General features: G+C 58.4%; 22 protein-coding genes and 3 tRNA genes. 9 read left to right on the forward strand and 16 right to left on the reverse strand.

Annotation, left to right across the window (positions count from 1 at the left end):
- The first annotated feature begins 76 nt into the window (after positions 1-76).
- From TU74_RS01410 to recX, 3 genes are all read left to right on the forward strand, one after another.
- Complete coding sequence (locus TU74_RS01410) at positions 77-577, forward strand: CinA family protein (RefSeq protein ID WP_048374675.1); 501 nt, start codon at positions 77-79, stop codon at positions 575-577.
- Positions 578-660: 83 nt separating this feature from the next.
- Positions 661-1,779 carry a recombinase RecA gene (gene recA / locus TU74_RS01415; RefSeq protein ID WP_048374676.1) on the forward strand — a complete coding sequence of 373 codons (1,119 nt, stop codon included), beginning with the start codon at positions 661-663 and terminating at the stop codon, positions 1,777-1,779.
- Between the two features lie 7 nt (positions 1,780-1,786).
- Positions 1,787-2,254 (forward strand): recombination regulator RecX, encoded by a 468-nt coding sequence (gene recX, locus TU74_RS01420; RefSeq protein WP_048374678.1) that lies wholly within the window; start codon positions 1,787-1,789, stop codon positions 2,252-2,254.
- A gap of 100 nt (positions 2,255-2,354) precedes the next feature.
- Here recX and TU74_RS01425 read toward each other — a convergent pair whose 3' ends face one another.
- Both TU74_RS01425 and TU74_RS01430 read right to left on the reverse strand, forming a co-directional pair.
- Entirely contained in the window at positions 2,355-3,455 is a 1,101-nt protein-coding gene (locus TU74_RS01425; protein ID WP_047292550.1) for an LOG family protein, read from the reverse strand.
- Positions 3,456-3,661: 206 nt separating this feature from the next.
- Complete coding sequence (locus tag TU74_RS01430; protein WP_047278646.1) at positions 3,662-4,072, reverse strand: PA3611 family quorum-sensing-regulated virulence factor; 411 nt, start codon at positions 4,070-4,072, stop codon at positions 3,662-3,664.
- Between the two features lie 227 nt (positions 4,073-4,299).
- On the opposite strand from TU74_RS01430, the gene TU74_RS01435 reads away from it, so the two are divergent.
- The 3 genes from TU74_RS01435 (at position 4,300) to TU74_RS01445 (ending at position 6,434) form a co-directional block, all read left to right on the forward strand.
- The gene (locus TU74_RS01435) at positions 4,300-5,052 is read left to right on the forward strand and encodes a tRNA-uridine aminocarboxypropyltransferase (RefSeq protein WP_047279228.1); all 753 of its coding nucleotides are present in this window, start codon (positions 4,300-4,302) and stop codon (positions 5,050-5,052) included.
- A gap of 295 nt (positions 5,053-5,347) precedes the next feature.
- Positions 5,348-5,998, forward strand: a complete 651-nt coding sequence (erdR, locus tag TU74_RS01440) for a response regulator transcription factor ErdR (RefSeq protein WP_048374680.1) — start codon at positions 5,348-5,350, stop codon at positions 5,996-5,998.
- Positions 5,999-6,071: 73 nt separating this feature from the next.
- Positions 6,072-6,434, forward strand: a complete 363-nt coding sequence (locus tag TU74_RS01445; protein ID WP_047274143.1) for a diacylglycerol kinase — start codon at positions 6,072-6,074, stop codon at positions 6,432-6,434.
- On the opposite strand, the gene TU74_RS01450 is transcribed toward TU74_RS01445, so the two are convergent.
- A complete protein-coding gene (locus TU74_RS01450; RefSeq protein ID WP_048374682.1) occupies positions 6,431-7,357 on the reverse strand; it encodes a LysR family transcriptional regulator in 927 nt (308 codons plus the stop codon). The genes TU74_RS01445 and TU74_RS01450 overlap by 4 nt on opposite strands.
- 117 nt (positions 7,358-7,474) lie before the next feature.
- On the opposite strand from TU74_RS01450, the gene fpr reads away from it, so the two are divergent.
- A complete protein-coding gene (fpr, locus tag TU74_RS01455; RefSeq protein WP_047274148.1) occupies positions 7,475-8,254 on the forward strand; it encodes a ferredoxin-NADP reductase in 780 nt (259 codons plus the stop codon).
- A 64-nt stretch (positions 8,255-8,318) separates the two neighbouring features.
- Here fpr and tsaA read toward each other — a convergent pair whose 3' ends face one another.
- The 5 genes from tsaA to rimO form a co-directional block, all read right to left on the reverse strand.
- Positions 8,319-9,014, reverse strand: coding sequence for a tRNA (N6-threonylcarbamoyladenosine(37)-N6)-methyltransferase TrmO (gene tsaA, locus TU74_RS01460; RefSeq protein ID WP_048374683.1), 696 nt, complete (start codon positions 9,012-9,014; stop codon positions 8,319-8,321).
- 52 nt (positions 9,015-9,066) lie between these two features.
- The gene (locus TU74_RS01465) at positions 9,067-9,528 is read right to left on the reverse strand and encodes a YehS family protein (protein WP_047274152.1); all 462 of its coding nucleotides are present in this window, start codon (positions 9,526-9,528) and stop codon (positions 9,067-9,069) included.
- Between the two features lie 75 nt (positions 9,529-9,603).
- Positions 9,604-10,314 (reverse strand): rRNA pseudouridine synthase, encoded by a 711-nt coding sequence (locus tag TU74_RS01470; protein ID WP_047274154.1) that lies wholly within the window; start codon positions 10,312-10,314, stop codon positions 9,604-9,606.
- 50 nt (positions 10,315-10,364) lie between these two features.
- Entirely contained in the window at positions 10,365-10,850 is a 486-nt protein-coding gene (locus tag TU74_RS01475) for a GNAT family N-acetyltransferase (protein WP_048374685.1), read from the reverse strand.
- Between the two features lie 104 nt (positions 10,851-10,954).
- Positions 10,955-12,292 carry a 30S ribosomal protein S12 methylthiotransferase RimO gene (gene rimO / locus TU74_RS01480; protein WP_047274158.1) on the reverse strand — a complete coding sequence of 446 codons (1,338 nt, stop codon included), beginning with the start codon at positions 12,290-12,292 and terminating at the stop codon, positions 10,955-10,957.
- A 291-nt stretch (positions 12,293-12,583) separates the two neighbouring features.
- Between rimO and TU74_RS01485 the strand changes: the two genes are divergently transcribed.
- The gene (locus TU74_RS01485; RefSeq protein WP_047274160.1) at positions 12,584-14,485 is read left to right on the forward strand and encodes a potassium transporter Kup; all 1,902 of its coding nucleotides are present in this window, start codon (positions 12,584-12,586) and stop codon (positions 14,483-14,485) included.
- A gap of 67 nt (positions 14,486-14,552) precedes the next feature.
- Here TU74_RS01485 and TU74_RS01490 read toward each other — a convergent pair whose 3' ends face one another.
- The 5 genes from TU74_RS01490 to TU74_RS01510 form a co-directional block, all read right to left on the reverse strand.
- A complete protein-coding gene (locus tag TU74_RS01490) occupies positions 14,553-15,833 on the reverse strand; it encodes a virulence factor family protein (RefSeq protein WP_047292563.1) in 1,281 nt (426 codons plus the stop codon).
- Positions 15,833-18,475 carry a bifunctional lysylphosphatidylglycerol flippase/synthetase MprF gene (mprF, locus tag TU74_RS01495; protein WP_048374687.1) on the reverse strand — a complete coding sequence of 881 codons (2,643 nt, stop codon included), beginning with the start codon at positions 18,473-18,475 and terminating at the stop codon, positions 15,833-15,835. Before mprF ends, TU74_RS01490 begins: the two co-directional genes overlap by 1 nt.
- A 259-nt stretch (positions 18,476-18,734) precedes the next feature.
- A tRNA-Met gene (locus TU74_RS01500) sits at positions 18,735-18,811 on the reverse strand.
- Positions 18,812-18,958: 147 nt separating this feature from the next.
- A tRNA-Met gene (locus tag TU74_RS01505) sits at positions 18,959-19,035 on the reverse strand.
- A gap of 198 nt (positions 19,036-19,233) precedes the next feature.
- Positions 19,234-19,310 (reverse strand) — tRNA-Met (locus tag TU74_RS01510).
- Between the two features lie 284 nt (positions 19,311-19,594).
- On the opposite strand from TU74_RS01510, the gene dinB reads away from it, so the two are divergent.
- Positions 19,595-20,662: a DNA polymerase IV gene (gene dinB, locus TU74_RS01515; protein ID WP_047274163.1), complete on the forward strand. Its 1,068-nt coding sequence runs from the start codon at positions 19,595-19,597 to the stop codon at positions 20,660-20,662.
- An 8-nt stretch (positions 20,663-20,670) separates the two neighbouring features.
- Here the strand turns inward: dinB and TU74_RS01520 are convergent, their stop codons facing one another.
- From TU74_RS01520 to TU74_RS01530, 3 genes are all read right to left on the reverse strand, one after another.
- Positions 20,671-21,624: a hypothetical protein gene (locus TU74_RS01520; protein ID WP_047274165.1), complete on the reverse strand. Its 954-nt coding sequence runs from the start codon at positions 21,622-21,624 to the stop codon at positions 20,671-20,673.
- Positions 21,625-21,643: 19 nt separating this feature from the next.
- Entirely contained in the window at positions 21,644-23,359 is a 1,716-nt protein-coding gene (locus TU74_RS01525; protein ID WP_048374689.1) for a proline--tRNA ligase, read from the reverse strand.
- A 103-nt stretch (positions 23,360-23,462) separates the two neighbouring features.
- Positions 23,463-25,007: an AmpG family muropeptide MFS transporter gene (locus TU74_RS01530; protein WP_047274169.1), complete on the reverse strand. Its 1,545-nt coding sequence runs from the start codon at positions 25,005-25,007 to the stop codon at positions 23,463-23,465.
- Positions 25,008-25,045: the final 38 nt, after the last annotated feature.

The raw sequence follows: 25,045 nt of genomic DNA on the forward strand, positions 1-25,045 counted from the left end.
GATGCCCGGCCCGTGGCGACCCGAATGGGGGTCGTGTAGCTTAGTGGCCCGAGTGAGCGCTTTAAAGGAGTCGATCGTGGATGAATTAACTCAGCTTGCGGCTGAACTTGGGCGGCAATTGCAGGTTCTTAATGCGCAGGTCACGACCGCCGAGTCATGCACCGGTGGCGCAATATCAGAAGCCATCACCCGTATCGCAGGCAGTTCGGCCTGGTTTGAAGCGGGGTTTGTTACCTATTCCAATCATCAGAAAACCAGGCAGTTGCAAGTGCCGGAGCCCTTGTTCGCCCAGGTCGGCGCTGTCAGCCGTGAAGTGGTAGAGGCCATGGCCCGCGGCGCACAAGCGCAGAGCGGGGCACGTTTTTCAGTTGCGGTCAGCGGTGTGGCAGGGCCCGGCGGAGGTTCTGCGGCCAAGCCGGTGGGCACGGTCTGGCTGGCCTGGGGGGGTGGCAGCGAGGTTTCTGCCGAGTGCAGGCATTTCCCGGGGGACCGCGACGAGGTCCGTCGGCAAACAGTCAAAGCGGCTCTGGAAGGCTTAATACGCCGAACGGTAAGAGAAATAAAAAATCAGGGGTAGGCGATCCTGAAACCCTGTGGAATAATACTGGCTACTTATACAGTTATCGGCCGCCAGGCCTTATTGATTACGAGAGGACTTTAATGGACGACAACAAGAAGAAAGCCTTGGCTGCGGCCTTGGGTCAGATCGAACGTCAATTCGGCAAAGGCGCCGTCATGCTGATGGGCGATCAGGACCGCCAGGCCATCCCGGCTATCTCTACCGGTTCGCTGGGTCTGGACATCGCGCTGGGCATTGGCGGTCTGCCAAAGGGCCGCATTGTTGAAATCTACGGTCCAGAGTCTTCCGGTAAAACCACCTTGACCCTGTCCGTTATCGCGCAAGCCCAAAAAGCGGGCGCCACCTGCGCATTCGTCGACGCTGAACATGCGCTGGACCCTGAATACGCCGCCAAGCTTGGCGTGAATGTCGATGACCTGCTGGTTTCCCAGCCTGACACCGGCGAACAGGCACTGGAAATCACCGACATGCTGGTGCGCTCCAATGCGGTTGACGTGATCATCATTGACTCCGTGGCGGCCCTGACGCCTAAAGCGGAAATTGAAGGCGACATGGGTGATACCCACGTGGGTCTGCAAGCCCGCTTGATGTCGCAAGCCTTGCGCAAAATTACCGGCAACATCAAAAACGCCAACTGCCTGGTGATCTTCATCAACCAGATCCGTATGAAAATCGGCGTCATGTTCGGTAGCCCGGAAACCACTACCGGTGGTAACGCCCTGAAGTTCTACGCTTCGGTTCGACTGGACATCCGTCGTACCGGTGCAGTGAAAGAAGGCGACGTCGTAGTCGGCAGCGAAACCCGGGTCAAAGTCGTCAAAAACAAAGTGGCACCTCCCTTCCGCCAGGCAGAATTCCAGATTCTGTACGGCAAGGGCATCTACCTCAATGGCGAGATGATCGAGCTGGGCGTATTGCACGGTTTCGTTGAAAAAGCCGGTGCCTGGTACAGCTATCAGGGCAGCAAAATCGGTCAGGGCAAGGCCAACTCGGCCAAGTTCCTCGATGAGAACCCGGACATCAAGGCCACCCTTGAAAAGCAGCTGCGTGACAAGCTGTTGGGCCCTATGACTGAAAGCGAACTGGCTGAAATGAAAGTCATGCCAAAAATGAGCAAGGCGGCCAAGCAAGCGGCAGCTGAGCAGGAAGCTGCCGAAATGGAGCTTGAAAACACCGGTTCGGACGACGACAGCAACTGATTGAGCCATGACAGCTGTTCTGGAAGACCTCACCGCCATCCGGCGATCCGCAATGGACCTGCTCGCGCGCCGCGAGCATGGTCGAGTCGAGCTGACGCGCAAATTGCGTCAGCGCGGCGCTTGCCCTGAGATGATCGACATCGCCCTCGACCGTTTAACGCAAGAGGGGCTGTTGTCAGAGTCGCGTTACCTCGAAAGCTATATCCGCTATCGCGCCCGTTCCGGTTACGGCCCTTTGCGTATTCGTGAAGAGCTCAACCAGCGTGGCTTGGCGCGGGGGGATATTGAGCAAGCATTGCGTGAGTCTGAAATCAACTGGCAAGAGCAGTTGAAAGAGGCGTGGCAGCGAAAGTTTTCCGGGTGCATGCCAGAAAATCCCAAAGAGCGCGCCCGTCAGGGGCGTTTCTTGAGCTATCGCGGCTACTCGCTTGAAATGATCGGTCGACTGCTGAGTGGCCGAGAGTTTGATGATTAATACGCCTATCACAGCGTTTGGCAGCAACAGCAGATAACAGCTGGTGTCGCTGCCAAGCGTTGTGAGGTACGCCAAGCCCTTCGTGTTCCAATGCATCCCATTAAGTGAAGGTTGTGCCCATCTCTTGGCTACAGCTCGCTCCTGATTGTTCAGCCCAGTTGCGTGGCAGGTTTATAAAATTTACCAGTTCACGCAGGCGGCCTTGATTGCGACCACTGAAAGCAAAACTTAAACGAGTCAAATGACTGAAGCCGGGCTCATCGTCGACGTGCTGATGGAAGCCATCGCTCAGGCAAATGTCTGCAAACGTTTGTCGAACCTGATGTAACGCCTCCTCATTGAGTGGGCGTTTCATGCGCACGGCAAAGAGTTTGTTCAGCCAGCGGGTCGAGTGGAAGTTGTTATAGAACTGGTTAATCTCGGCCACGGCTTCTTCGGGGCTGTGAACCAGCCGCATCAGCTTGAGGTCGTTGGGCAAGATGTAATGATTGGCTTCAAGGTGGTTGTGAACAAAGTCCAGCGCGCTTTGCCAGAATGTTCCGCCCGGCATGTCCAGCAACACCACCGGTACCAACGGCGTCTTACCCGTCTGAATCAGGGTCAGCACCTCCAGCACTTCATCCAGCGTGCCAAACCCTCCAGGGCACATGACCAGCCCGTCGGCCTCTTTGATGAAGAACAGTTTGCGCGTGAAGAAGAAGTGAAACGCCAGCAGGTTGGGGGTGCCAAGAATAGTGGGGTTGGCGCGCTGTTCGAAAGGCAAGGTGATGTTGAAACCCAGGCTGTGATCAGCGCCAGCGCCTTCGTGCGCGGCTGCCATGATGCCAGCACCGCCGCCCGTGATGACCATGAAATCTGATTGCGCAAGCGTGGCGCCCACTTCTCGGGCTAATGCATAGAGAGGATCTTCGATGGGGGTTCGCGCAGAACCAAATACTGTCACTTTGCGACGGCCCCGGAACTGCTCCAGTACCCGGAACGTCTTTTCCAGTTCGCGTATGGCTTGCAGTGTGATTTTGGCATTCCAGCGATCAAGGTCGTCGTGGGCCATGCGCAACACGGTCATCAGCATTTCGCGATAGAGCGCGCGGTTGGGGCTGTCGGGTGCTATCAACTGCAGTTGAGCGTCTACTTGCGCCGCAATATCAAGGCTCAAGTGCTCAGGTTCAAAAGGGAGGGATTCATGGGGTTGGTCAGGCATGTACGTCTCCTTCAGCACAACATCCTTTGGGCGCTGCGAATGAGACAGCGCAGACACACCGTGTCAAAAGTGATGGCCTGATGATGGTCTTGCACCGCCAAGGCTGGCAACCGCTAATTACTTGAAGCGCATGAAGAATCGTAAAACGTGCAGAGACTGTTCACGCCGCATCGGTGTACGGCGTGCAGGTATAGAGGGCTAAACCGTTATTTCTTGCGCTGGCAGTTGTCGGCGCCGATGTCCTGAACCAGCACAGGCTTGTTGGTTTTATATTCCCGGATGTTAAAGCGCATGGTTGCGCCTTTGGCCATCAGCTTACGGAAGTTTGGATTGCTGCAAACGCTGCGACCCAGCTGGGGGATGGCCGCTTCTGGAGCGGAGCGCATCTGGGCGGCGAGGTTCGGACTCGCTTCCAGGTTATTGACCAGTACCGTGCCTTCAACAGTAAAGCCTTTGTCCAGCAAGTCGGCGTTGATTGCCCGTGGTTTGCCTTCGTTGCTTTTGTCAGCAACTTTGAGCAGGGTTTTGTTCAGGTTGAATTCTGCAAGAGAGGCCGCTTGTGCGCCCAAAGGCAGTGCGAGCAATAGAGCAACGGTCGGAATGATATAGCGCAGCATGAAACTCTCCTGATTCAGTGACGCAGGCTTTGACCCGCCACAGGTCTATGCGTTCAGTGGCGCGGGAGTATAGGTCAGCCTGCGCTGTCAGGAAATGCCTCACGTCACGGGCGCCGCCGTCAGGGCGTGGCCTCTGTTAGACTGCGCGCCTTTATTCAGTGAATCGACTCCTGCGCCCATCCGAGGCGAGCGGGCGATCTGCCCCTTAAGTAAAAAACATGACCCTGATGACTTTTTCCCCGAATGCAGTCGCCCGTTTACGAGACGAGCGAGAAGAGGAAAGCACTAAACCCTACCTGTCCCGCGGCTCACGCGCGCCCCGTTGCCACACCTGCCGGGTGATCGCGAGTCATTGCTTGTGTCGCTGGCGACCGCAGGTCAGCACGCGGGCGGGCGTGTGCCTGATCATGACCAAAAAGGAAGTGTTCAAGCCAAGTAATACCGGGTGGTTGATTGCGGATGTGGTGAGTGACAACTACGCCTTCATTTGGTCGCGTACCGAAACCGATCCGGGCTTGCTGGCGTTACTGTCCGACCCGCAATGGCAACCGTATCTGGTGTTTCCGGGTGAATATGTCGAGCCTGAGCGTGTGACCCATAGCGTTGAACTCGACAGTGCCAAGCGTCCGCTGTTTATCCTGCTGGACGCGACCTGGACGGAGGCGCGCAAGATCTTTCGCAAAAGCCCCTACTTTGATCGGTTGCCAATTCTGAGCCTGTTGCCCGAGCGTTTGTCGCGCTATCGACTTCGCCGCTCTACCCGCAGCGAGCATTTATGCACCGCAGAAGTCGCGAGCCTGTGCCTGGATCTGGCCGGCGATACCCAGGCGTCCACTGCGCTGGACGCCTACTTCGATGTGTTCAGCCAGCACTACCTCGATGCCCGCAATCAGTTGCCGATCAACGAAAGCAGCGCAGCGCACCGTGAGCTGGACGTTTTCTGTAAAAGACCTTCGCCAGAATCGCTCTCAATAGACTAAAGAAGTAGCGCTACAATTTTCAGCAATGACAGGGTGTGTCAAAGAGTCGCGGCCTTGCAGGTGTGCTGGATGTCAGACAGGGCTCAAAGGCGACGTCTGTTTTATCCTTGACCCTCTTGCATTCGCTGGGCATGCTTGGCGCCGATTCGGGCGCTGCTGCTGTTCAAACCCCTATTTTTCGCGACGTTTAGCGTAAAACGCGCCCTTTGACGCACGGTGTCGACACTGTTGCTCAAGTTGCCTTAGCGGGTACTGCAATGCGTCAGTACTCGCCTGAAACGGGATCATTTAAAAAATGGCCACATACGAAATCCTGATTGCCGACGACCATCCTCTGTTCCGCAGCGCCTTGCATCAGGCGGTGACATTGGGGCTGGGACCAGATGTTCGTCTGGTAGAGGTCGCCAGTATTGCCGAGCTGGAAAAACAGCTGGCCTTCAAGGCGGATTGGGATCTGGTGCTGCTCGATTTGAACATGCCGGGCGCCTACGGGTTTTCCGGGTTGGTACTGTTACGCGGGCAATATCCGCAAATTCCGGTGGTCATGGTCTCTGCCCAGGAAGAGGCTTCGGTGATGGTGCGGTCCCGAGAGTTCGGCGCCAGCGGGTTTATTCCAAAATCCAGCTCTTTGGAGCAGATTCAAGCGGCCGTGCGCGCCGTGCTCGATGGCGATGTGTCGTGGCCGCCACAGGCGTTCGAACAGGTTCAAGTGTCTGCTGAAGCCAAAGCGGCCAGCGAAGGTCTGGCCAGTTTGACGCCGCAGCAGTTTCGGGTGCTGACAATGGTCTGTGAAGGGCTGTTGAACAAGCAGATCGCCTATGAGCTGAGCGTGTCGGAAGCGACCATCAAGGCCCACGTGACGGCGATTTTCCGCAAGTTGGGCGTGCGTACGCGCACACAGGCTGCGCTGCTTTTGCAACAACTGGAGTCAATTTCGAGCCATTAATCGGTCGATCTTCACGCTTTTTTGACGAAGCGTGATCTAGCGTCCATTTCTCATTTCTTACGCAGTTACTTATATGTCGCCTTTTAAAGGGAAAACCGGTTTTAAAAGGATTTTGAACGCTGGCGGCTATTCGCTGGATGGCCTGCGTGCGGCCTTCACCGGCGAAGCGGCGTTTCGTCAGTTGGTGTTACTCAACGTGGTGCTGATCCCGTTGACGTTTTTCCTGAGTGTCAGTCGGGTAGAGCGTGCGTTACTCATCGCGGTGTGCCTGTTGGCCCTGATTGTCGAGTTGATTAACTCGGCCATCGAAGCCGCGATCGACCGTATCTCCCTGGACCTGCACCCGTTGTCGAAAAACGCCAAAGACATGGGCAGCGCCGCGCAGTTTGTGGTGCTGACCCTGATTGCAGTGGTGTGGGCGGTGATCCTGCTTTAAGCGATATTGGGCAGTACGATGTCGTCGCTGCGGTGTACCCCGGCGGTGAAGGCGCGGCACAGGTCCAAAAACTCGCGCATGGCGGAGGTCTGGTACTTCTTTTTATGCCAGATGAAATAAAACTGCCGCGCAAGGTCCAGCTCGGGGGTTTCAACCGCAACCAGACTGCCGCGTCGAAAGGCGTCGCGCAGCGCCAGGCGTGAGATGCAGCCAATGCCCAGCCCTGATTCGACGGCGCGCTTGATCGCTTCGGTGTGCTCCAGTTCAAGGCGGATGTTGAGCGCGCTTTGATGATGGCGCATGGCCTGATCGAAGGTGAGGCGTGTGCCGGATCCTTGCTCGCGCAGGATCCAGGCTTCGCGGGTCAGCTCTTGCAGAGTGGCGTGACCTCGCGCAGCCAGCGGGTGCTGCGGTGCGCAAAACACCACCAGCTCATCCTCCACCCAGCTCTGCACTTCGATGTCCGGATGGCTACAGTCGCCCTCAATTAGACCCAGATCAATTTCATAGTGGGTCACTTGCTGCACGATATGCGCTGTGTTTTGAACGATCAGTTTCACTTGGCTCTCGGGGTGAGCTTGCATGAAGCTGCCAATCAGCAGCGTGGCCAGGTAGTTACCGATGGTCAGGGTTGCACCCACGGTGAGTGAGCCAAAACCGGATTTGCCATTGAGCAAGTCTTCAATTTCTTTGGCCTGGTCCAAAAGCGCGACCGCCTGTGGCAGCAATTGGCGTCCCAAGGCATTGAGGCTAAGGCGCTTGCCGGCACGGTCAAACAGTTGGCAACTGGTCTGGCGTTCCAGTTCGGTAATCGAAGTACTGGCGGCGGACTGGGAAAGGGCCAACAAGCCAGCAGCGCGTGACACGCTCTCTTGTTGGGCGACGGTGACGAACACTTGGAGTTGTCTGAGAGTAAATCGCATATCGATATAACCGATAACCCTTATCTTGATAATTCAGTTAACAGATATTGTCCTCGCCATTAGAATGCTATGCAATCGCGCCCATAGTCAGCGCAGGCGAAATTAGGAGCCCCGTAGATGAGCAACATGAACCACGAACGTGTCCTCAGTGTTCACCACTGGAACGACACCCTGTTCAGCTTCAAGTGCACCCGCGACCCGGGCCTGCGCTTTGAGAACGGTCAGTTCGTGATGATCGGCCTGATGCAACCCAACGGCCGTCCGCTTATGCGCGCCTATTCGATCGCCAGCCCCAACTGGGAAGAGCATCTGGAGTTCTTCAGCATCAAGGTGCCGGATGGCCCGCTGACGTCCCAGTTGCAGCACTTGAAGGAAGGCGATGAGATCATCATCAGCAAAAAACCTACGGGTACGCTGGTGCTGGACGACTTGAAGCCGGGCAAGCACCTGTACCTGCTGAGCACCGGCACAGGCCTCGCGCCGTTCATGAGCGTGATTCAAGACCCGGAAACCTACGAGCGTTTCGACAAGGTCATTCTGTGCCACGGCGTGCGCTATGTGAACGAAGTCGCTTACCGCGAATTCATCACCGAGCACCTGCCACAGAACGAGTTTTTCGGTGATGCGGTACGCGAGAAGTTGATCTACTACCCGACGGTTACCCGCGAGCCGTTTGAAAATCAGGGGCGTCTGACCGACCTGATGCGCAGTGGCAAGTTGTTCAGCGATATCGGCCTGCCGCCGATCAACCCACAGGACGACCGCGCCATGCTGTGCGGCAGCCCAAGCATGCTGGACGAAACCAGTGAAGTGCTCAACAGCTTCGGCCTGACCGTTTCGCCGCGCATGCGCGAGCCGGGTGACTACCTGATCGAGCGCGCCTTCGTCGAGAAGTAACCGCGTCGTTCAACAAAAAGCCCGCGGGGTCCAAGGACTGCGCGGGCTTTTTGCTGTCGGGTACTTAACGCGCGGCAATGACCTCAAGTACGCGGATCATGTCCGGTTCCGGATAGTGCCAGCGCACATCCAGGTCCCAAAACTGTGCGCCGTACTCACGTTGCGCTGTTGGCGTCTGGTAGGCCGGACGCGGGTCTTGGGCCAGGCACTGTTCAATCAGTTCCACCAGCGGTTCCTGAAGACGCAGCCCGTGGCTCTGTGCCTGCTGCAACGCCGTGTCCGTCCAGCTCACAGGAATCAGCATCGGCGCTGCACTGGCCATGCTGTTACTCGCGCCGGCGATGATGTCGGCGTAAGGGACGTAGGGTTTGATATCGAGAATCGGTGTGCCGTCGAGCAGGTCGATGCCCGAGACATGCAGCCGATCAGCCTCGACCTTGTCCAGCTTGACCACGGACTGGCCTATGCCGTTCGGGCGATGGGTGGCGCGGGTCGCGAATACCCCCATGGAGGTGTTGCCTCCCAGGCGTGGCGGGCGCACCTTGAGCCGCGGCTTGTCCTCCAGGGCCTGATGGAACACAAACAGTAACCAGACGTGGCTGACCTGTTCCAGGCCTTGCACGGCATCGCCCTGATTGAACGGGGCGATCAGCTCCACGACGCCACGGGCCGCGGGCGCCAGTTGGGGCTGGCGCGGGATGGCGAACTTCTCCTTGAAGCAGGAGCGCACAAAACCTATCGCAGACACGTTGTAGGTCATGAAGTTGAAGCCTTGGGCAACGAGGACATGGGCTGTTTCAGTGCCTCAGGGTTTAGCCGCGAACACGCAGGGTCAGACCCTTGAGGAAGTTGCGCAACAACTGATCGCCGCAGGTGCGGTAATTGGTGTGGCCAAACTTGCGGAACAGTGCGCTCAGTTCTGGCTTGGACACCGGGAACCCTGCCGACTTCAAAATGGCATGCATGTCGTCTTCTTTGAGTTCGAAGGCCACGCGCAGCTTTTTCAGAATGGTGTTGTTGGTCACGGGCAGTTCCACCGGTACGGGTGGGCGGCTTTCATCCTTACCGCGCTTGAAGAACACCAGCCCGTCGAGGAAGTGCGCCATCACGTTGTCCGGGCAACGCACAAACCCTTCTTCTTCGTCTTTTTTCAGGTAAGTCAGCACGTCTTCTTTGGTGACGTCCAGCCCACCCAGCTTGATGATGTCGACCACTTTGTTGTCGCTGATGTCGAGCATGTAGCGCACGCTGCGCAGTACGTCGTTATGAATCATGTGAGCAATCCTGATAGTCAGCAGTGAGCACCGCAGGCGTGCTGCGGTGTCGAAATGTGCGGGGTTGAGCTGTCGTTAAAACTTTTCTTTGGCTGTCATGTAGCGCCATTGCCCGACGGGCAGCTTGCCCATCGACACGCCGCCAATACGGATGCGGCGCATTGAAATCACGGTCAGGCCCACGGCCTGGCAAAACAGGGCGATGACACCCGGCTGCGGGTTTTTCATCGCAAAGCGCAGGCGGTTTTCACTTTGCCAGCTGGCTTTGACCGCAGGCAGTTCGCGACCCTTGTAGGTCATGCCATGGTTGAGGCGATTCAAGCCATGAGGCGCCATCTCACCGGAGACTTCGACCACGTATTCCTGCTCGATCTTGCTCGCGTCGGCCGTCAGCTTGCGGACGATTTTCCAGTCCTGGGTAAACACCAAAAGACCGCTGGCGTTGGCTTGCAGCTCATTGCCCACGCTCAGGCGCAGGAAGTGGCCCTTAAGCGGGCGCTTGCCATAGCGGTGCTCTTCGCTCAAGGAGTCCGGGCCGATCAGTGCCATGGCACTGTCGGTGTCCAGCCCGGCGGGGGCATTCAGCAGAATGGTCACGGGTTCAGGCGCGGTGGCCTTGGCTTGCGGGTCCAGCTCGACTTTTTGGTTGTCGACCTTGAACTGCGGTTCGTCGATGACTTCGCCATCTACCGTGACCCAGCCACCTTCAATGAACAGTTCGGCCTCACGGCGGGAGCAGCCGACGAGTTCGATGAGGCGTTTGGAGAGACGTATCGGTTCAGACATGACAAGGGCCGTAATGTAATTGGGCGGCTATTGTACCCGCCTCGGGCCGGTTAAGCCCGGCAACATTTGTCCTGGCTTCGGGTTGCGCGCTTATATCGCAGGTGCAGCAGCGGATAGGGTTCGCCCAGACCGTCTGTTTCGCTGCGGCCGATCACTTCAAAGCCTTGTTTGAGGTAAAAGCCGATGGCCTGCGGGTTCTGCTCATTCACATCGAGTTCAGTCGCGTTCAGCTCATTGATGGCAAACATCAGCAAGCTCTTGCCCACGCCGTGTCCCCGGTAATCGGGGTGAATAAACAGCATTTCGACCTTGCGCGCCGCCACCCCGGCAAACCCCGCAATGCGCTTGTTCACAGGGTCGCGGCAGCACACCAGCATCACGGCATCCAGGTAGCGATGCTCCACCAGCTCTCTAAGCGCCTGAATGTAGCTGCGGGGCAAAAAATCGTGGGTGGCGCGAACCGATGCTTCCCACACATTGGCGAGTTCATTGAAATCTTTGAGGCTCGGTGTTTGAACGACCCAAGTCGGCTTCATTCTGAGCAGGTCTCCTCATCCGTGATTAAGGGCATGGCTTAACAATAGTCGTAAAAAAAGCCCTGACGCGAGCGCGGCAGGGCTTTTTGAGAGCTGATTGCGTGTTACAGCGCTTCAGCCCACAAGTCATATTCGTCCGCATCGGTGACACGGCACATGATCTTGTCACCCGGCTTGATGTCTTTTTCGGTGGCAATAAACACATTGCCGTCGATTTCCGGTGCGTCGAAGAAGCAGCGGCCCACTGCGCCTTGCTCGTCCACCTCGTCGATCAGGACTTCGATCTCCTTGCCGATTTTCATCTGCAAGCGTGCGGCGCTGATGGCTTGCTGATGCGCCATGAAGCGTTCCCAACGATCCTGCTTGATCTCGTCTGGCACGACGTCCAGGTCCAGATCATTGGCCGGTGCGCCTTCTACCGGCGAGTACTGGAAGCAGCCTACGCGGTCCAGTTGCGCTTCAGTCAGCCAGTTCAGCAGGTACTGGAAGTCTTCTTCGGTTTCGCCGGGGAAGCCGACAATGAAGGTTGAGCGGATGATCAGGTCCGGGCAGATTTCGCGCCAGTTCTTAATGCGGGCCAGGGTCTTGTCTTCGAACGCCGGGCGCTTCATTGACTTGAGCACTTTAGGGCTGGCGTGCTGGAACGGAATGTCCAGATACGGCAGGATTTTGCCTGCTGCCATTAAAGGAATCAGCTCGTCCACGTGTGGGTACGGGTAAACGTAGTGCAAGCGCACCCAGACACCCAGCGTGCTCAAGGCTTCACACAGCTCGGTCATGCGGGTTTTGACGGGGGCGCCATTCCAGAATCCGGTGCGGTATTTCACGTCCACGCCGTATGCGCTGGTGTCCTGGGAGATGACCAGCAACTCTTTAACCCCGGACTTGACCAGGCGTTGAGCTTCGTCCAGCACATCGCCTACCGGACGGCTGACCAGTTTGCCGCGCATCGACGGAATGATGCAGAAGCTGCAGCTGTGGTTGCAGCCTTCGGAAATCTTCAGGTACGCATAATGACGCGGGGTCAGCTTGATGCCTTGGGGTGGCACCAGATCGATCAGCGGGTTGTGATCCTGACGTGGCGGTACGACTTGGTGCACGGCGTTGACCACTTGCTCGTACTGCTGAGGGCCAGTCACCGCCAGCACGCTTGGGTGCACGTTGCGGATGTTGCCTTCTTCGACGCCCATGCAGCCGGTCACGATGACCTTGCCGTTTTCCTTGATGGCTTCGCCGATGACTTCCAGCGACTCCGCCTTGGCGCTGTCGATGAAGCCACAGGTGTTGACCACCACGACGTCGGCGTCCTGGTAGGTGGAAACGACATCGTAGCCTTCCATACGCAGCTGCGTCAGGATGCGCTCGGAGTCGACCAGCGCTTTCGGGCAACCCAGAGAGACGAAGCCAACCTTGGGGTTGGCTGGCGTGGTAACGGTGGACATGGCGAACCTCGGTATGTAGTGACGTTACATGCCCGTAAAGGCTGCACGACGAACGGACGCTTGATGCGCCTCTAGTGAAAAAAAGTGCGCAATTTTAGCTATGGTCAACGCACTTGACCAGCGTTATACGGGGATTTACGACGAGTGCTGCGCTATGCTGCGCGCCGTTGCGAAAGTAGGGTTTTTAACCTGCGATTTTTCGTAGATAACAGTCAGACAATCAGCGCATGCTGCCGATCAAGCGTAGCGCTCGCCATTAAGTAACGTAGACCAGAGTTGTAGGAGTGGTTGATGGGGCAGGCAAGTAGTCAGGCGGCAGAAAGCGGGCATTCCACAGCCAGGCCGATTGGGATGCTGGTTGCAGCAGTCGGGGTGGTCTACGGCGACATCGGGACCAGCCCGTTATATACCCTCAAAGAGGTGTTTTCCGGTGCTTACGGGGTTCAAGTCAACCACGACGGCGTATTCGGCATTTTGGCGCTGATCCTCTGGTCACTGATCTGGGTGGTGTCAATCAAGTACGTGCTGTTTATCTTGCGTGCCGACAACCAGGGCGAGGGCGGCATCATGGCCCTGACCGCACTGGCACGTCGTGCCGCGTCTCCCTATCCCAAACTGCGCACGATGCTGGTCATCCTTGGGCTGATCGGCGCGTCGTTGTTTTACGGCGACAGCATGATCACCCCGGCCATTTCTGTGTTATCGGCAGTCGAGGGGCTTGAACTGGCCTTCGACGGGCTGGAGCACTGGGTGGTGCCGCTGGCCTTGATTGTGCTGGTGTTGCTGTTTTTGATTCAGCGTCATGGCACCGCCAGTATTGGCAAGCTGTTTGGCCCGGTGATGGTGGTGTGGTTTGTGGTGCTGGGCGGCTTGGGTATCCACGGGATCGCGCAACACCCTGAAGTGCTCCATGCGCTGAACCCAATATGGGGCGTGCGTTTCTTTGTGTCCCACCCGGGCATGGGGGTGGCCATTCTGGGTGCGGTGGTGCTGGCCTTGACCGGTGCCGAAGCGCTGTATGCCGACATGGGGCACTTCGGCCGCAAACCGATTGCCCGTGCCTGGTTCATTCTGGTGCTGCCAGCGCTGGCGCTGAACTACTTCGGTCAGGGTGCGCTGTTGCTGGAAAACCCCGAAGCTGCGCGCAACCCGTTTTATCTGCTGGCCCCGAGTTGGGCGTTGATTCCTTTGGTGGTGCTGTCGACGCTGGCCACGGTGATCGCGTCGCAGGCGGTGATTTCAGGGGCGTTCTCCCTGACCCGTCAAGCCATTCAGTTGGGGTACATCCCGCGCATGCATATCCAGCACACCTCGAGTGACGAGCAGGGCCAGATTTACATCGGTGCCGTGAACTGGTCGCTGATGGTCGGTGTGATTCTGCTGGTGCTGGGCTTTGAGTCCTCGGGCGCACTGGCTTCGGCCTATGGCGTGGCGGTGACCGGCACCATGCTGATCACCAGCATTCTGGTGTCGGCTGTGATGCTGTTGCTGTGGAAATGGCGGCCGATCCTCACGGTGCCGATTTTGGTGGGTTTTTTGCTAGTGGACGGGCTGTTCTTTGCTGCCAACGTGCCGAAAATCGTGCAGGGCGGGGCCTTCCCGGTGCTGGCCGGCATTGTTCTGTTCGTGCTGATGACCACCTGGCGACGGGGCAAGCAATTGCTGGTGGACCGTCTGGACGAAAACGCATTGCCGCTGCCGCTGTTCATCAGCAGCATCCGCGTGCAGCCCCCGCATCGCGTGCAAGGCACGGCCGTGTTCCTGACCGCAAGGCCGGATGCCGTGCCCCACGCGTTGCTGCATAACCTGCTGCATAACCAGGTATTGCATGAGCAAGTGGTGCTGTTGACGGTGGTCAACGAAGACTCGCCGCGGGTGCCAGCCGAACGGCGTTTTGAAGTGGACGCGTATGGCGACGGGTTTTTCCGGGTGATCCTGCACTTTGGCTTCATGGACGAGCCCGATGTGCCGCAAGCATTGAAGCTGTGTCATCTGGACGAACTGGATTTCAGTCCGATGCGCACCACGTACTTCCTCAGTCGCGAGACCGTGATTCCCTCCAAACTGGTGGGCATGGCGCGCTGGCGCGAGGGGTTGTTTGCGTTCATGTTGAAAAACGCCAACGGCAATCTGCGGTTCTTCAAATTGCCGGTCAATCGGGTGATCGAGCTGGGCACACAGGTCGAAATCTAGCCTGAAAAAAAGCCCGGCCTCGCAAGAGGTCGGGCTTTATTGTGTGCGGCTGTCAGCGTTATGAGCGTTACTGAGCGGCGGCCTGATGCGTCTTGATCAGGTCGACCAGGCGCTGGGCCAGGGCCGGGTAGTTTTCATCGAAGTGATGACCGCCGGGCAGCTTCAAGCCTTTGCCTACAGCGGTCTTGGCCGTACAGCCGCTTTCGTCGACTTCCTCTTCGCCATAAATGCACACCACCTTGGCGGCGGGCAGTTTGGCCATTTCCGGGCCGGTGTCGGCTTCGGCGCCCGCTTTGCCGAGCCAGCCATCGACGTGGATCTCGAAACTGCCGCTGCGCGCAAAAGCCAGTAGGAGGATGGAGTCAACCCGGTTCTGTTCGGCTTCCGGTAAACGGTTATACGTGGCGGGCAGTACGTCAGCGCCGAACGAATAGCCCACCAGGACAAAGCGCTGGGTGCCCCATTTCTGGCGATAGTGCTGCATCAGTTCAGTCAGGTCGGTGGCGCTCTGTTCCGGGGTTTTGTGCTGCCAGTAGTAGCGCAGCATGTCGATGCCTACCACCGGAAAGCCGATCTTGGCCATTTCGCCCGCCACGTCGCGGTCCAGGTCACGCCAGCCACCGTCACCGGACAGGAACAGGGTCACGGTGTCGTTTTGCTGGCCCGCGGGCACTTCAACCACGGGCATGTTCAACCCGCCGTTTTCCGTGCCCACCAGTAGCTTGCGCAGCTCGTTGCTCAGCACTTGCGCAAAGTGGATGTCGTAATCGCTGATGCTGGTCTGTGCGTTCGGTTGATCGCGCACGAAAGCAGCGCTTGGATCGTCGGGGTTGTCGTTCCAGGCCACCAGCCAGTTGCCGTGGGCTGCGGACGCGGGCAGCGGCAGGGCGCACCCCGGCTGTTCCAGTGCGAAACCCACCGACACTGCCCGGGCGTTGTCGCTGGTTTGCCCGGCGAGCCAGCGCCATGCCAGGCTGGCACCGGGGCCAATGCCGCTGACCAGCGTGGCAGGCCCTTTGAGCTGGCTCAGGGCGCTTTGCAGGGCTTGCTGTTGCAGCGTGCAGTCAGCCTTGGGCACGATCACTTGAACCAGCTGCGCGGCCCCGCCACGGCTCAATGCCAGCAGTTGCTTGTCATTCAGCGCTTGGTCAGCGGGCGTGGCGATGACGACCTGTGCGCGGGCCTTTTCGCCCGGCATGACGTTTGTCAGTGTGGAGCCGTCGGCTTGAGTGACATGTTCGATTGTGGGTTCAGGCGCGGGGCGGTTCCACCCTGTATACCCGCCTGCGGCCAGCGCTACAACGACCACCAGAGTTACCAGCAACAACCGCCAGGAACGATGTTTCATTAACGTTTCACCAATCCAGTCAAGCCGCCCGCGATCAGGGCGGCGGTATCAGCCAGTGCGACCAGCGGATCAAGCCCGGCAGGCACGGCCATGTATCGAGGTTCCCAGTCGGGCTGGAATTTGTCTTTAAAGCGGCGCAATCCCTGAAAGTTGTACAGGTGCTCGCCGCGCTGGAACAGCATTGAGCCCAGGCGCTGGGTCAACGGCGCGCCGCGCCGGGGTTGCAGGCCCGACAACGGCACCATGCCCAGGCTGAAGCGGGCATAGCCGTGCTTTTTATAGTGTTGAATCAGGCCGACCATCATGAATTCCATGGTCAGTTTCGGCGCGTCCGGGTGTGCGCGCATCAGGTCCAGGCTCGACAGCTCATGGCTGTGGGTCTCCAGCAGGTTGGCAAAGGCCACCGGCTTGCCTTCGAAACGAATGATCGCCACCCGAAAATGCCGAATGTACGCTTCGCTGAATCGCCCGAGGGAGAAGCCTTTTTCACGCACGTTTTTGCCAGTCAGCCACGCATCGGAAATCACCTTCAGTTCATCCATCGGTGCCTCGCCCGGCTCGTGGATCTCCAGTGACAGCCCGTCACGGGTGCCGCGGTTCCAGGTGTAGCGCAGGTCTTTCATCTCTTTGCCTTTGGCGTCGAGATCAAAGCGGTGCAGGTCGACGCGGGCTTCTTCGCCAAGTTTGATCGCGGTCAGACCGATGTCCATGTAGAACGGCAGGTTTTCAGCGCGCACCTGATAAAACACCGGGCGGGCGTGGAAGGTGTCGCACAGGTCGCGAAATTGCCAGATCAGTTCGGCGCGTTGCTGATTGGGGCCGATGGGGTCATACAGCGCAACAAGGCTGCGACCGCGACGGTCATACATCAGAAAGGCGTTGGCGTCCGGGTGGAACAGCAACGCTTTATCGCCGGTCAGGGCCAGACCGCCGTCAGGTTGATCGGAAGCGAGGAGGATTTTCTCTGCGCGTTCCAGCTCGCTGGCATCGGGCAGATGGATCACCGGGCGGGCCGTGCGCAACAACCAGGTCAGCGACACCACCACCAGCACCACTGCAGCGCCCAGCAGCGAGCGCAAACCGCGAGGTGCGTCTGCGTCCAGGGTGAACTGCCACCACAACTGATGGCTATAAGGCACATCTTGGTAGGCGAACAGCAGCAGCCAGATCGAGGCCGCCAATACACACAGGCTGGCAACCAGATAAAGCGGCGAGAACGGCAGTTCGGTCAAACGGCTCGGGCGGTAGAACGAGCGGCGAAACAGGGCCAGCAAACTGGCTGTGAGGGTCAGGATGCAGGCTTCTTCCCAGTCGAAGCCTTTGAGCAGCGACAGCACGGCGCCGACCAGCAGCAAAACGGTGGTGAGCATCCAGGCGGCCGATAAACGTCGGCGCAAGCCTTGAGCCAGCAACAGACACAGCACGCCAATCAGGCTGGCGCCAAAGTGCGACGCGTCGATCAGGCGATGAGGGATGAGAAAGCCGATGTGCTCCAGGCGCGTGTCGATTTCAGGCGTGGCGCCGGAGAACAACAACACGACGCCGGACATGAACACCAGAATCGCCAGAATCGGTGCCGCAAGCCCAGAGGCTACGCGCAGGCTTTGGCGGGTCTGGATCAAGCGTTGCGCTTCATTGATTAGCAGCATCAGGCAGGCAATGAGCAGCGGCAATATCACGTAGATCATGCGATACAGCAGCAACGCCGCGGCCAGTGGGGCGGCGCCGAGCGTGTCGGCAAACGCGGCCAGCAAAATCGCTTCGAACACCCCGACCCCGCCGGGGACATGGCTGAGCACGCCTGCGGCCAAGGCCAGCAGATAGACCAGCAGGAAGGCACCGAAAGGCGGTGCTTCTGGCAGTAACAGATAGAGCACGGTGGCAGCGGCAGCCACGTCCAGCGCGGTAATCAGCAGTTGCAGCCATGTCAGACGCAGGCTAGGCAGGCGTAGGGTGCGTCGGCCGGCTTTAACCAGCAGGTTGTCGGGGATCGGTTGTTCGGGCAGGCGTCGGCGGTAAATGCCCAGCGCCAGCAGGCCGAACAATGCCAGTACTGCGATGGCAATCGCCCCCAGTGCATAAGTTGGAAGGTGCAGGGCGGCAGAGGCGGCGGGCAGGTTGCTTAGTGTCGCGAGGGCTGCCAGCGGCGGTAGAGCGCATCCCAGTGACAAGCTGGCGAACAGCGTCATGTGTGCGACTTCCGAGGCGCCTACGCCTTCACGCGCATACAAACGGTAGCGAACCGATCCGCCGGAGAGCAGCGACAGCCCAATGGCATTGCCAATCGCAAAGGCAGTAAACCCGCCAAGCGCCAGGGTCTGGGGCGGCAGTTTGACACCTGCGTAACGGCTGGCTGACCACTCGTACCCCAGCAAAATGACAAAGCCGACTGCTGTGGCAGCCACGGCGCCAAAAAGTGCGGGTTTGGGCACTTCCAGAATCGAGTCGTGCAATGCGCTCAGGTCCAGCTCACTGAGCAAGTGTCGACACGCGATCAGGGCGATTGCGAACAACAGCAGGGTGAGGGCAAGTCCAATGGGCTGACGGTATTTGCTCAGCAAATCCAGCCAGTGCAAACGCGCCGCGGCAATGGGCTGGGCTGCAGTAACGGAGTCTTTTGGGAGTGGCGAATTATCGGGCATCAATCACCTCGTGGATCGTGCGCGATAGGATGGATGCATCGACTCAAGTTACCAATCCTTTTGGTTAAAATATTTTGAAATACTTTCAGCCGTTTGCCTGAGGTTCAGGTTGCGAGGTTGAAAAGAGGGGCGTCGTGGGGATTGAGCATAGGCGGGCGAACTTTCAGAAATATGTCGTTTATTGTCAATAAACGCCTGGCGCTCACTTTTTGAGCGCACACAAAAAAGGCCACTCTTTCAAGTGGCCTTCTTCGATGTTTGGTTGCGGGAGCCGGATTTGAACCGACGACCTTCGGGTTATGAGCCCGACGAGCTACCAGACTGCTCCATCCCGCGTCTGTGTGGGCGCATTCTACAGAGGAACTCAAATGTGTCAACGTCTAATTGACTCTGCGGTCGAATTAGACGGGTTTGCGTGACGGTAAGGGTAAAAGTAGACGCGCACAAAAAAGGCCACTCTTTCAAGTGGCCTTCTTCGATGTTTGGTTGCGGGAGCCGGATTTGAACCGACGACCTTCGGGTTATGAGCCCGACGAGCTACCAGACTGCTCCATCCCGCGTCTGTGGGGCGCACTCTACAGTGATGAGCTGAGGAGTCAACCTTTAATGCATAAATGCAGGCAATTAGATGAAATGCTGCCGGTTGTCTGCGTGAATCAAACGCGGGAACGAAATGAGTGATGCCGGGCGCCGCAGGGTACGCAGAAACTGACGCGCACAAAAAAAGGCCACTTTTTCAAGTGGCCTTCTTCGATGTTTGGTTGCGGGAGCCGGATTTGAACCGACGACCTTCGGGTTATGAGCCCGACGAGCTACCAGACTGCTCCATCCCGCGTCTGTGGGGCGGATTCTACAGCGATACGCACATGTGTCAAACGTTAATTTAGAAAAAAGTGTTCTGGTTCAATTGGTTAGGCCGTGATTGAAGTTATATGAGGGCCTGCAGGCCACGTGATATGGGGATTTGCTCTATTAAAGTGGCGAGTTCGATAGGGGAAATAAATATGTGCCGCTGTAGAACCACGCTGGTCGGGGAGGCTGAAGACTACTGGTGCTATATACAGTTGCGGATGACATACTGGCGACCCGCTTTGAACCTTAGAAAGAACGCCGCCCCACATGACGCAGCGAAAAATCATTCATGTCGACTGTGACTGTTTCTACGCCGCCATTGAGATGCGTGATGATCCGAGCCTGGCAAACAAGCCTATGGCGGTCGGAGGCTCAGCAGATCGGCGGGGCGTGATCTCAACGTGCAACTATGAAGCGCGGGCTTATGGGGTGCGATCGGCCATGTCCTCGCGGCATGCGCTGAAGCTGTGTCCTGATCTGGTGATCGTGCATGGGCGGATGGACGCTTATAAAGAAGCATCCCGCGAGATTCACGGCATCCTGCGCGATTACACCGAGTTGATTGAGCCGTTATCGCTGGATGAGGCTTATCTGGATGTGTCGGACAGTCCGCACTTCGCCGGCAGTGCCACGCGCATTGCTCAGGATATCCGGCGCAGGGTTTCCAATCAGTTGCACATCACGGTCTCGGCCGGGGTGGCGCCTAACAAGTTTCTGGCAAAAATCGCCAGTGACTGGCGCAAGCCCAACGGGTTATTTGTGATTACCCCAGATCAAGTGGACGATTTTGTCTCTGCGCTACCGGTCAACAAGCTGCATGGCGTTGGCAAGGTGACCGCCGACAAGTTGGCGCGGCTGGGGATCGAGACCTGCCTGCAATTGCGTGACTGGAGCAAGCTGGCGCTGGTGCGTGAATTCGGCAGCTTTGGTGAGCGGTTGTGGGGGCTGGCGCGAGGCATTGATGAGCGCCTGGTGCACAGCGACAGTCGCCGTCAGTCAGTCAGTGTTGAAAACACCTACGACGTCGACTTGCCGGATCTGGCGACCTGCCTGGAAAAACTCCCGGAACTGCTCGACACCTTGAATGGGCGTATCGGGCGGCTGGACGCGAGTTACCGTCCGGGCAAGCCGTTCGTCAAAGTGAAATTTCACGATTTCACCCAGACCACGCTTGAGCAGTCGGGGGCCGGAAGGGATCTGGAGAGTTATCAGGGCCTGTTGAGCCAGGCCTTTGCGCGCGGCGCCAAACCCGTTCGATTGCTCGGGCTTGGCGTGCGCTTGCAGGATTTGAGTACCGGGTTTGAGCAGTTGGAGTTATTTGACGGGCGCTCGTAGCGCGCCCCTCAACTTACGCCGGGGTCTGCGACCAGCCGACCGGCATTTTTGGTCAGAGACTGAAGGAATTCACGCTGCAACTCAGGATCGTTGCGTGTGAGTTCGATCAGGCTCTGTTCCAGTTCGCTGGCTTCTTCTTCAAGGCCTAACTCAGACAAGCGTTTGACCCGATGCACCCATTGGTTGACATCGTCACCCTCAAGGTCGTCGAAGATCAGGTTGTGCGCTTCCAGCAGTTTGCCGCGCAAGTGGCTGCTGATTGAGAGGGTTGAGTCGGAGTGCGTCTCGTCCTGTGCGTCCTCTACCGTGATCGTCAATTTGCCGACGTGGTTGAGATCCTGTTCGGCAAAAGGGCCGTCCAGCAGGTTGAGGCGTAACACGCCATTGCGGTCAGTGGTCAGTTCGTGGGTCTGTTTCCCCGCTGTCACCGCTACGGGACGTTCAGCCCACGGCAGGCTGGAATACTCCAGACGAGAATCGCGCTGGACGTCTTCGATCCCGGCCAAGCTCTGTTGGGCCCGTCCATTGGATTGCACGTTCATGGCCGGATTCAGCCCGTCAACGCCATAGCTGAGCCAGTCTCTGGTGACGCTGTCCGGCAATTGCCCGAACATGAAGATGTTCAGCACATTGGCACCGACCCCCGCAACCACTGCCACGGCCCCCAACGGCACCTCGTAGATTTCTCTCCAGGGCTGGTAAGGGGTGTAGCGGTCGTAACGGCGGGTGACATCGAACTCGGTGACTTCGAAGGTCTTTTGCTCGTTGATGCGCACACGACGTTGCGGCAACTCCAGAACAGCCGGCGAACCCACATCGATGAGCAGGCTGTGGGACAGCAGTTTGCGCTCGATGCGCTCCTCGTGCTCGCTGCGTTGCGACATGTGGTTGGCACAGCCGTTCAACAGCAGGGCGCCGCACATGGCGGCGCCCCCGAGGGTTAAGGTACTTCGATTGAACATGGCGTCTCTATATTCGGGTTCAGCGACGGATGCGTGCCTGAAGGAAGGCCAGGACGTCAGCCACGGGCAGGGCTTGCGGCTCTGCTTCGGTGCGACTCTTGTACTCCAGGTTGCCTTCGGCCAGGCCACGGTCGCTGACTACGATGCGGTGCGGGATGCCGATCAGTTCCATGTCGGCAAACTTGATGCCGGGGCTGGTTTTCTTGTCGCGATCATCCAGCAGCACTTCAAAACCTGCCGCTGTCAGTTGGGCATACAGGGTGTCAGTGGCTTCGCGCACCGCTTCGGTTTCGTAACGCAGCGGCACCAGCGCCACCTGGAACGGCGCCAACGCATCGCTCCAGATAATGCCGCGCTCGTCGTTATTCTGCTCGATGGCAGCGGCAACCACGCGCGACACGCCAATGCCGTAGCAGCCCATGCTCAGCGTGACCGGCTTGCCGTTCTCGCCCAGCACCTGACACTTCATGGCTTCGCTGTACTTGGTGCCCAGCTGGAAAATGTGCCCCACTTCGATGCCGCGCTTGATTTCCAGCGTGCCTTTGCCGTCCGGGCTAGGGTCGCCCGCCACGACGTTACGCAGGTCGGCAACCGTCGGTACTGGCAGATCACGCTCCCAGTTCAGGCCGAAGTAATGCTTGTCGTCGATGTTCGCGCCTACGGCGAAGTCGCTCATCATTTCGACCGAGCGATCGATGATGCAAGGCAATGGCAGGTTCAACGGGCCCAGCGAGCCTGCACCGGCACCGATGGCCTCGCGCAGTTCGGCATCGCCCGCCATGACCAGCGGGCTGGCCACCAGCGGGTGGTTGGACGCTTTGATTTCGTTGAGTTCGTGGTCGCCACGGATGACCAGCGCAATCAGCTTGCCTTCTTCGGCAGCGTGGACGATCAGGGTCTTGACGGTTTTCTCAATCGCCAGGCCATGGCCTTCGACCAATTGCTGAATGGTTTTGGCGTCCGGGGTGTCCACCAGGCGCAGCGTTTCAGTGGCAGCCGGGCGCACGGTTTCAGTTGGTATGGCTTCGGCTTTTTCAATGTTGGCCGCGTAGTCAGAGCCGTTGCTGAACACGATGTCGTCTTCGCCCGATTCAGCCAGTACGTGGAACTCGTGGGAGCCGGCGCCGCCAATGGAGCCGTTATCGGCTTCAACCGGACGGAATTTGAGGCCCAGACGAGTAAACACGTTGCAGTACGCCTGATGCATGCGGTCGTAAGTAACCTGCAGCGAGGCGTCGTCTGCGTGGAAGGAGTACGCGTCCTTCATGATGAATTCACGGCCGCGCATCAAGCCGAAACGGGGACGGATTTCGTCACGAAACTTGGTCTGGATCTGATACAGGTTGATAGGCAGCTGCTTGTAGCTGTTCAACTCGTTGCGGCACAGGTCGGTGATCACTTCTTCATGGGTCGGGCCCACGCAGAACTCACGGCCATGACGGTCTTTAAGGCGCAGCAGCTCGGGGCCGTATTCTTCCCAGCGCCCGGATTCTTGCCACAGTTCGGCCGGCTGGATGCTCGGCATCAGCACTTCCAGAGCGCCTGCAGCGTTCATTTCTTCACGAACAATGGCTTCGGCCTTGCGCATGATGCGCAGGCCCATCGGCAGCCAGGTGTACAGGCCGGAAGCAAGTTTGCGAATCATGCCTGCGCGCAGCATCAGCTGATGGCTGATAACGACCGCGTCCGATGGCGTTTCTTTTTGTGTGGCGAGCAAATATTGACTGGTGCGCATGGTTAGCCGGTGCCGTTGCTGATGACTAGAAATGACTGGGCATTGTACGGGCGAGATGTGCTTGCGTACAGGCCGGGCGGGGGAGGCTGGCTCCCCCGAGTGTTTACGGGGCTTTTTGGAGGTCGACAGGCGGTTTTTGCCGTGCGCGGCGGCTCTCTTGATACCAGTGCAGGCTGATCAGCAGCAGCGTGGGGATGCCCATCACCGCCGTAATGATGAAGAAGTTGTGGTAGCCGAACTTCTCGACCAGAACCCCGGAGTAACCCCCCATCAGACGCGGCAGCAGCAGCATGATGGAACTGAGCAGCGCGTATTGAGTGGCGGAAAACTTGAGGTTGGTCAGGCTCGACAGGTAGGCCACGAACGCCGACGTGGCGAGGCCGGAGCTGAAGTTGTCGAGTGAAATCGTGACAATCAGCATCTGCAAGTTCGGGCCCATGTCGGCCAGCAGCATGAACAGCAGGTTCGTCCCGGCCGACGCCGCGCCGCCAATGAGCAGGATCGGCAAGATGCCGAAGCGCACGATCAGCAGGCCGCCCATGCCTGCGCCCACGAGGGTCATGATCAGGCCAAAAATCTTGCTGACCCCGGCAATCTGATCCTTGGTAAAGCCCTGGTCGATATAGAACACGTTGGCCATGACGCCCATGACCGTGTCAGACATGCGGTAGGTGGCGATCAGGCCGAGCAGCAACAATGCTTGCCACCGATAACGCACGATAAAGTCGTTTACAGGGGTAAGCACGGGCGCCAACCCGCGTCGTCCGATTGAAGACAGGCACATCGCGGTCAGCAGGGTGTAAAGAATCGCACGCAGAAAAGCTCGGTCTTCCAGCAGTAAATCAAGAGGTGTCTGGTCACCAAAGAGCACACTTGCGAAATCGGTGTTGTAGAGCTGGGTAAACATCGCGGGGAACGAGACCAGCAGCACAATCAGTACGAATACCGATGCCAGTTGATGGCCGAAGCCGTATCGCCCGGCGGACAACTGCGTGCGCAGGGGCACGGGCGGTTCGCGCATGAAAAAGGTGGTCAGCAGGGCCGGGACCATCAGCACCCCGAACAGCACGTAGGTGCCGGTCCAGGCGGAGTGTTTGTAGTTAAACCCGGTGGAGCCGAATCCTTCCGCGAAAAACAGGGCGCCGGCCGTGGCCAGCAAGGCGGCTACCCGATAGCCCGACATGTAGCTGGCGGCGAGTGCGGCCTGACGGCTGTCTTCTGCAATCTCCAGGCGGTACGCGTCGACGGCAATGTCTTGGGTAGCCGAAGCAAAAGACACGACTACGGCAATGGCAATCAGCCAGGACAGATGTTTTTGCGGGTCACAGAAGCCCATGCCGACCAGGCCCAGAATGACCAGCGACTGCGACAGAACCAGCCACGAACGGCGGCGGCCGAGCCTGCCCAGCAAGGGCAGGCGCCATTGGTCGAGCAGGGGTGACCACACCCACTTAAAAGCGTATGCCAGGCCGATCAGGCTGGCATAACCAATGGTTTCGCGGGCCACACCGGCTTCGCGCAACCAGACGGAAAGCGTTGAGAACACCAGCATGTACGGCAAGCCGGCGGCAAAACCGAGCAACAACAGCACAAGAGTCGAGGGGCTGGCATAGGCAGCGAGCGCGGCGCGCCAGGTTTTACGGGGCATGGGCTGGAGTCTGCCTCAGGTTACGGAAACAAAGGGCG

It is taken from the genome of Pseudomonas lundensis (assembly GCF_001042985.1).
In the GTDB taxonomy this organism is placed as follows: Bacteria; Pseudomonadota; Gammaproteobacteria; order Pseudomonadales; family Pseudomonadaceae; genus Aquipseudomonas; species Aquipseudomonas lundensis.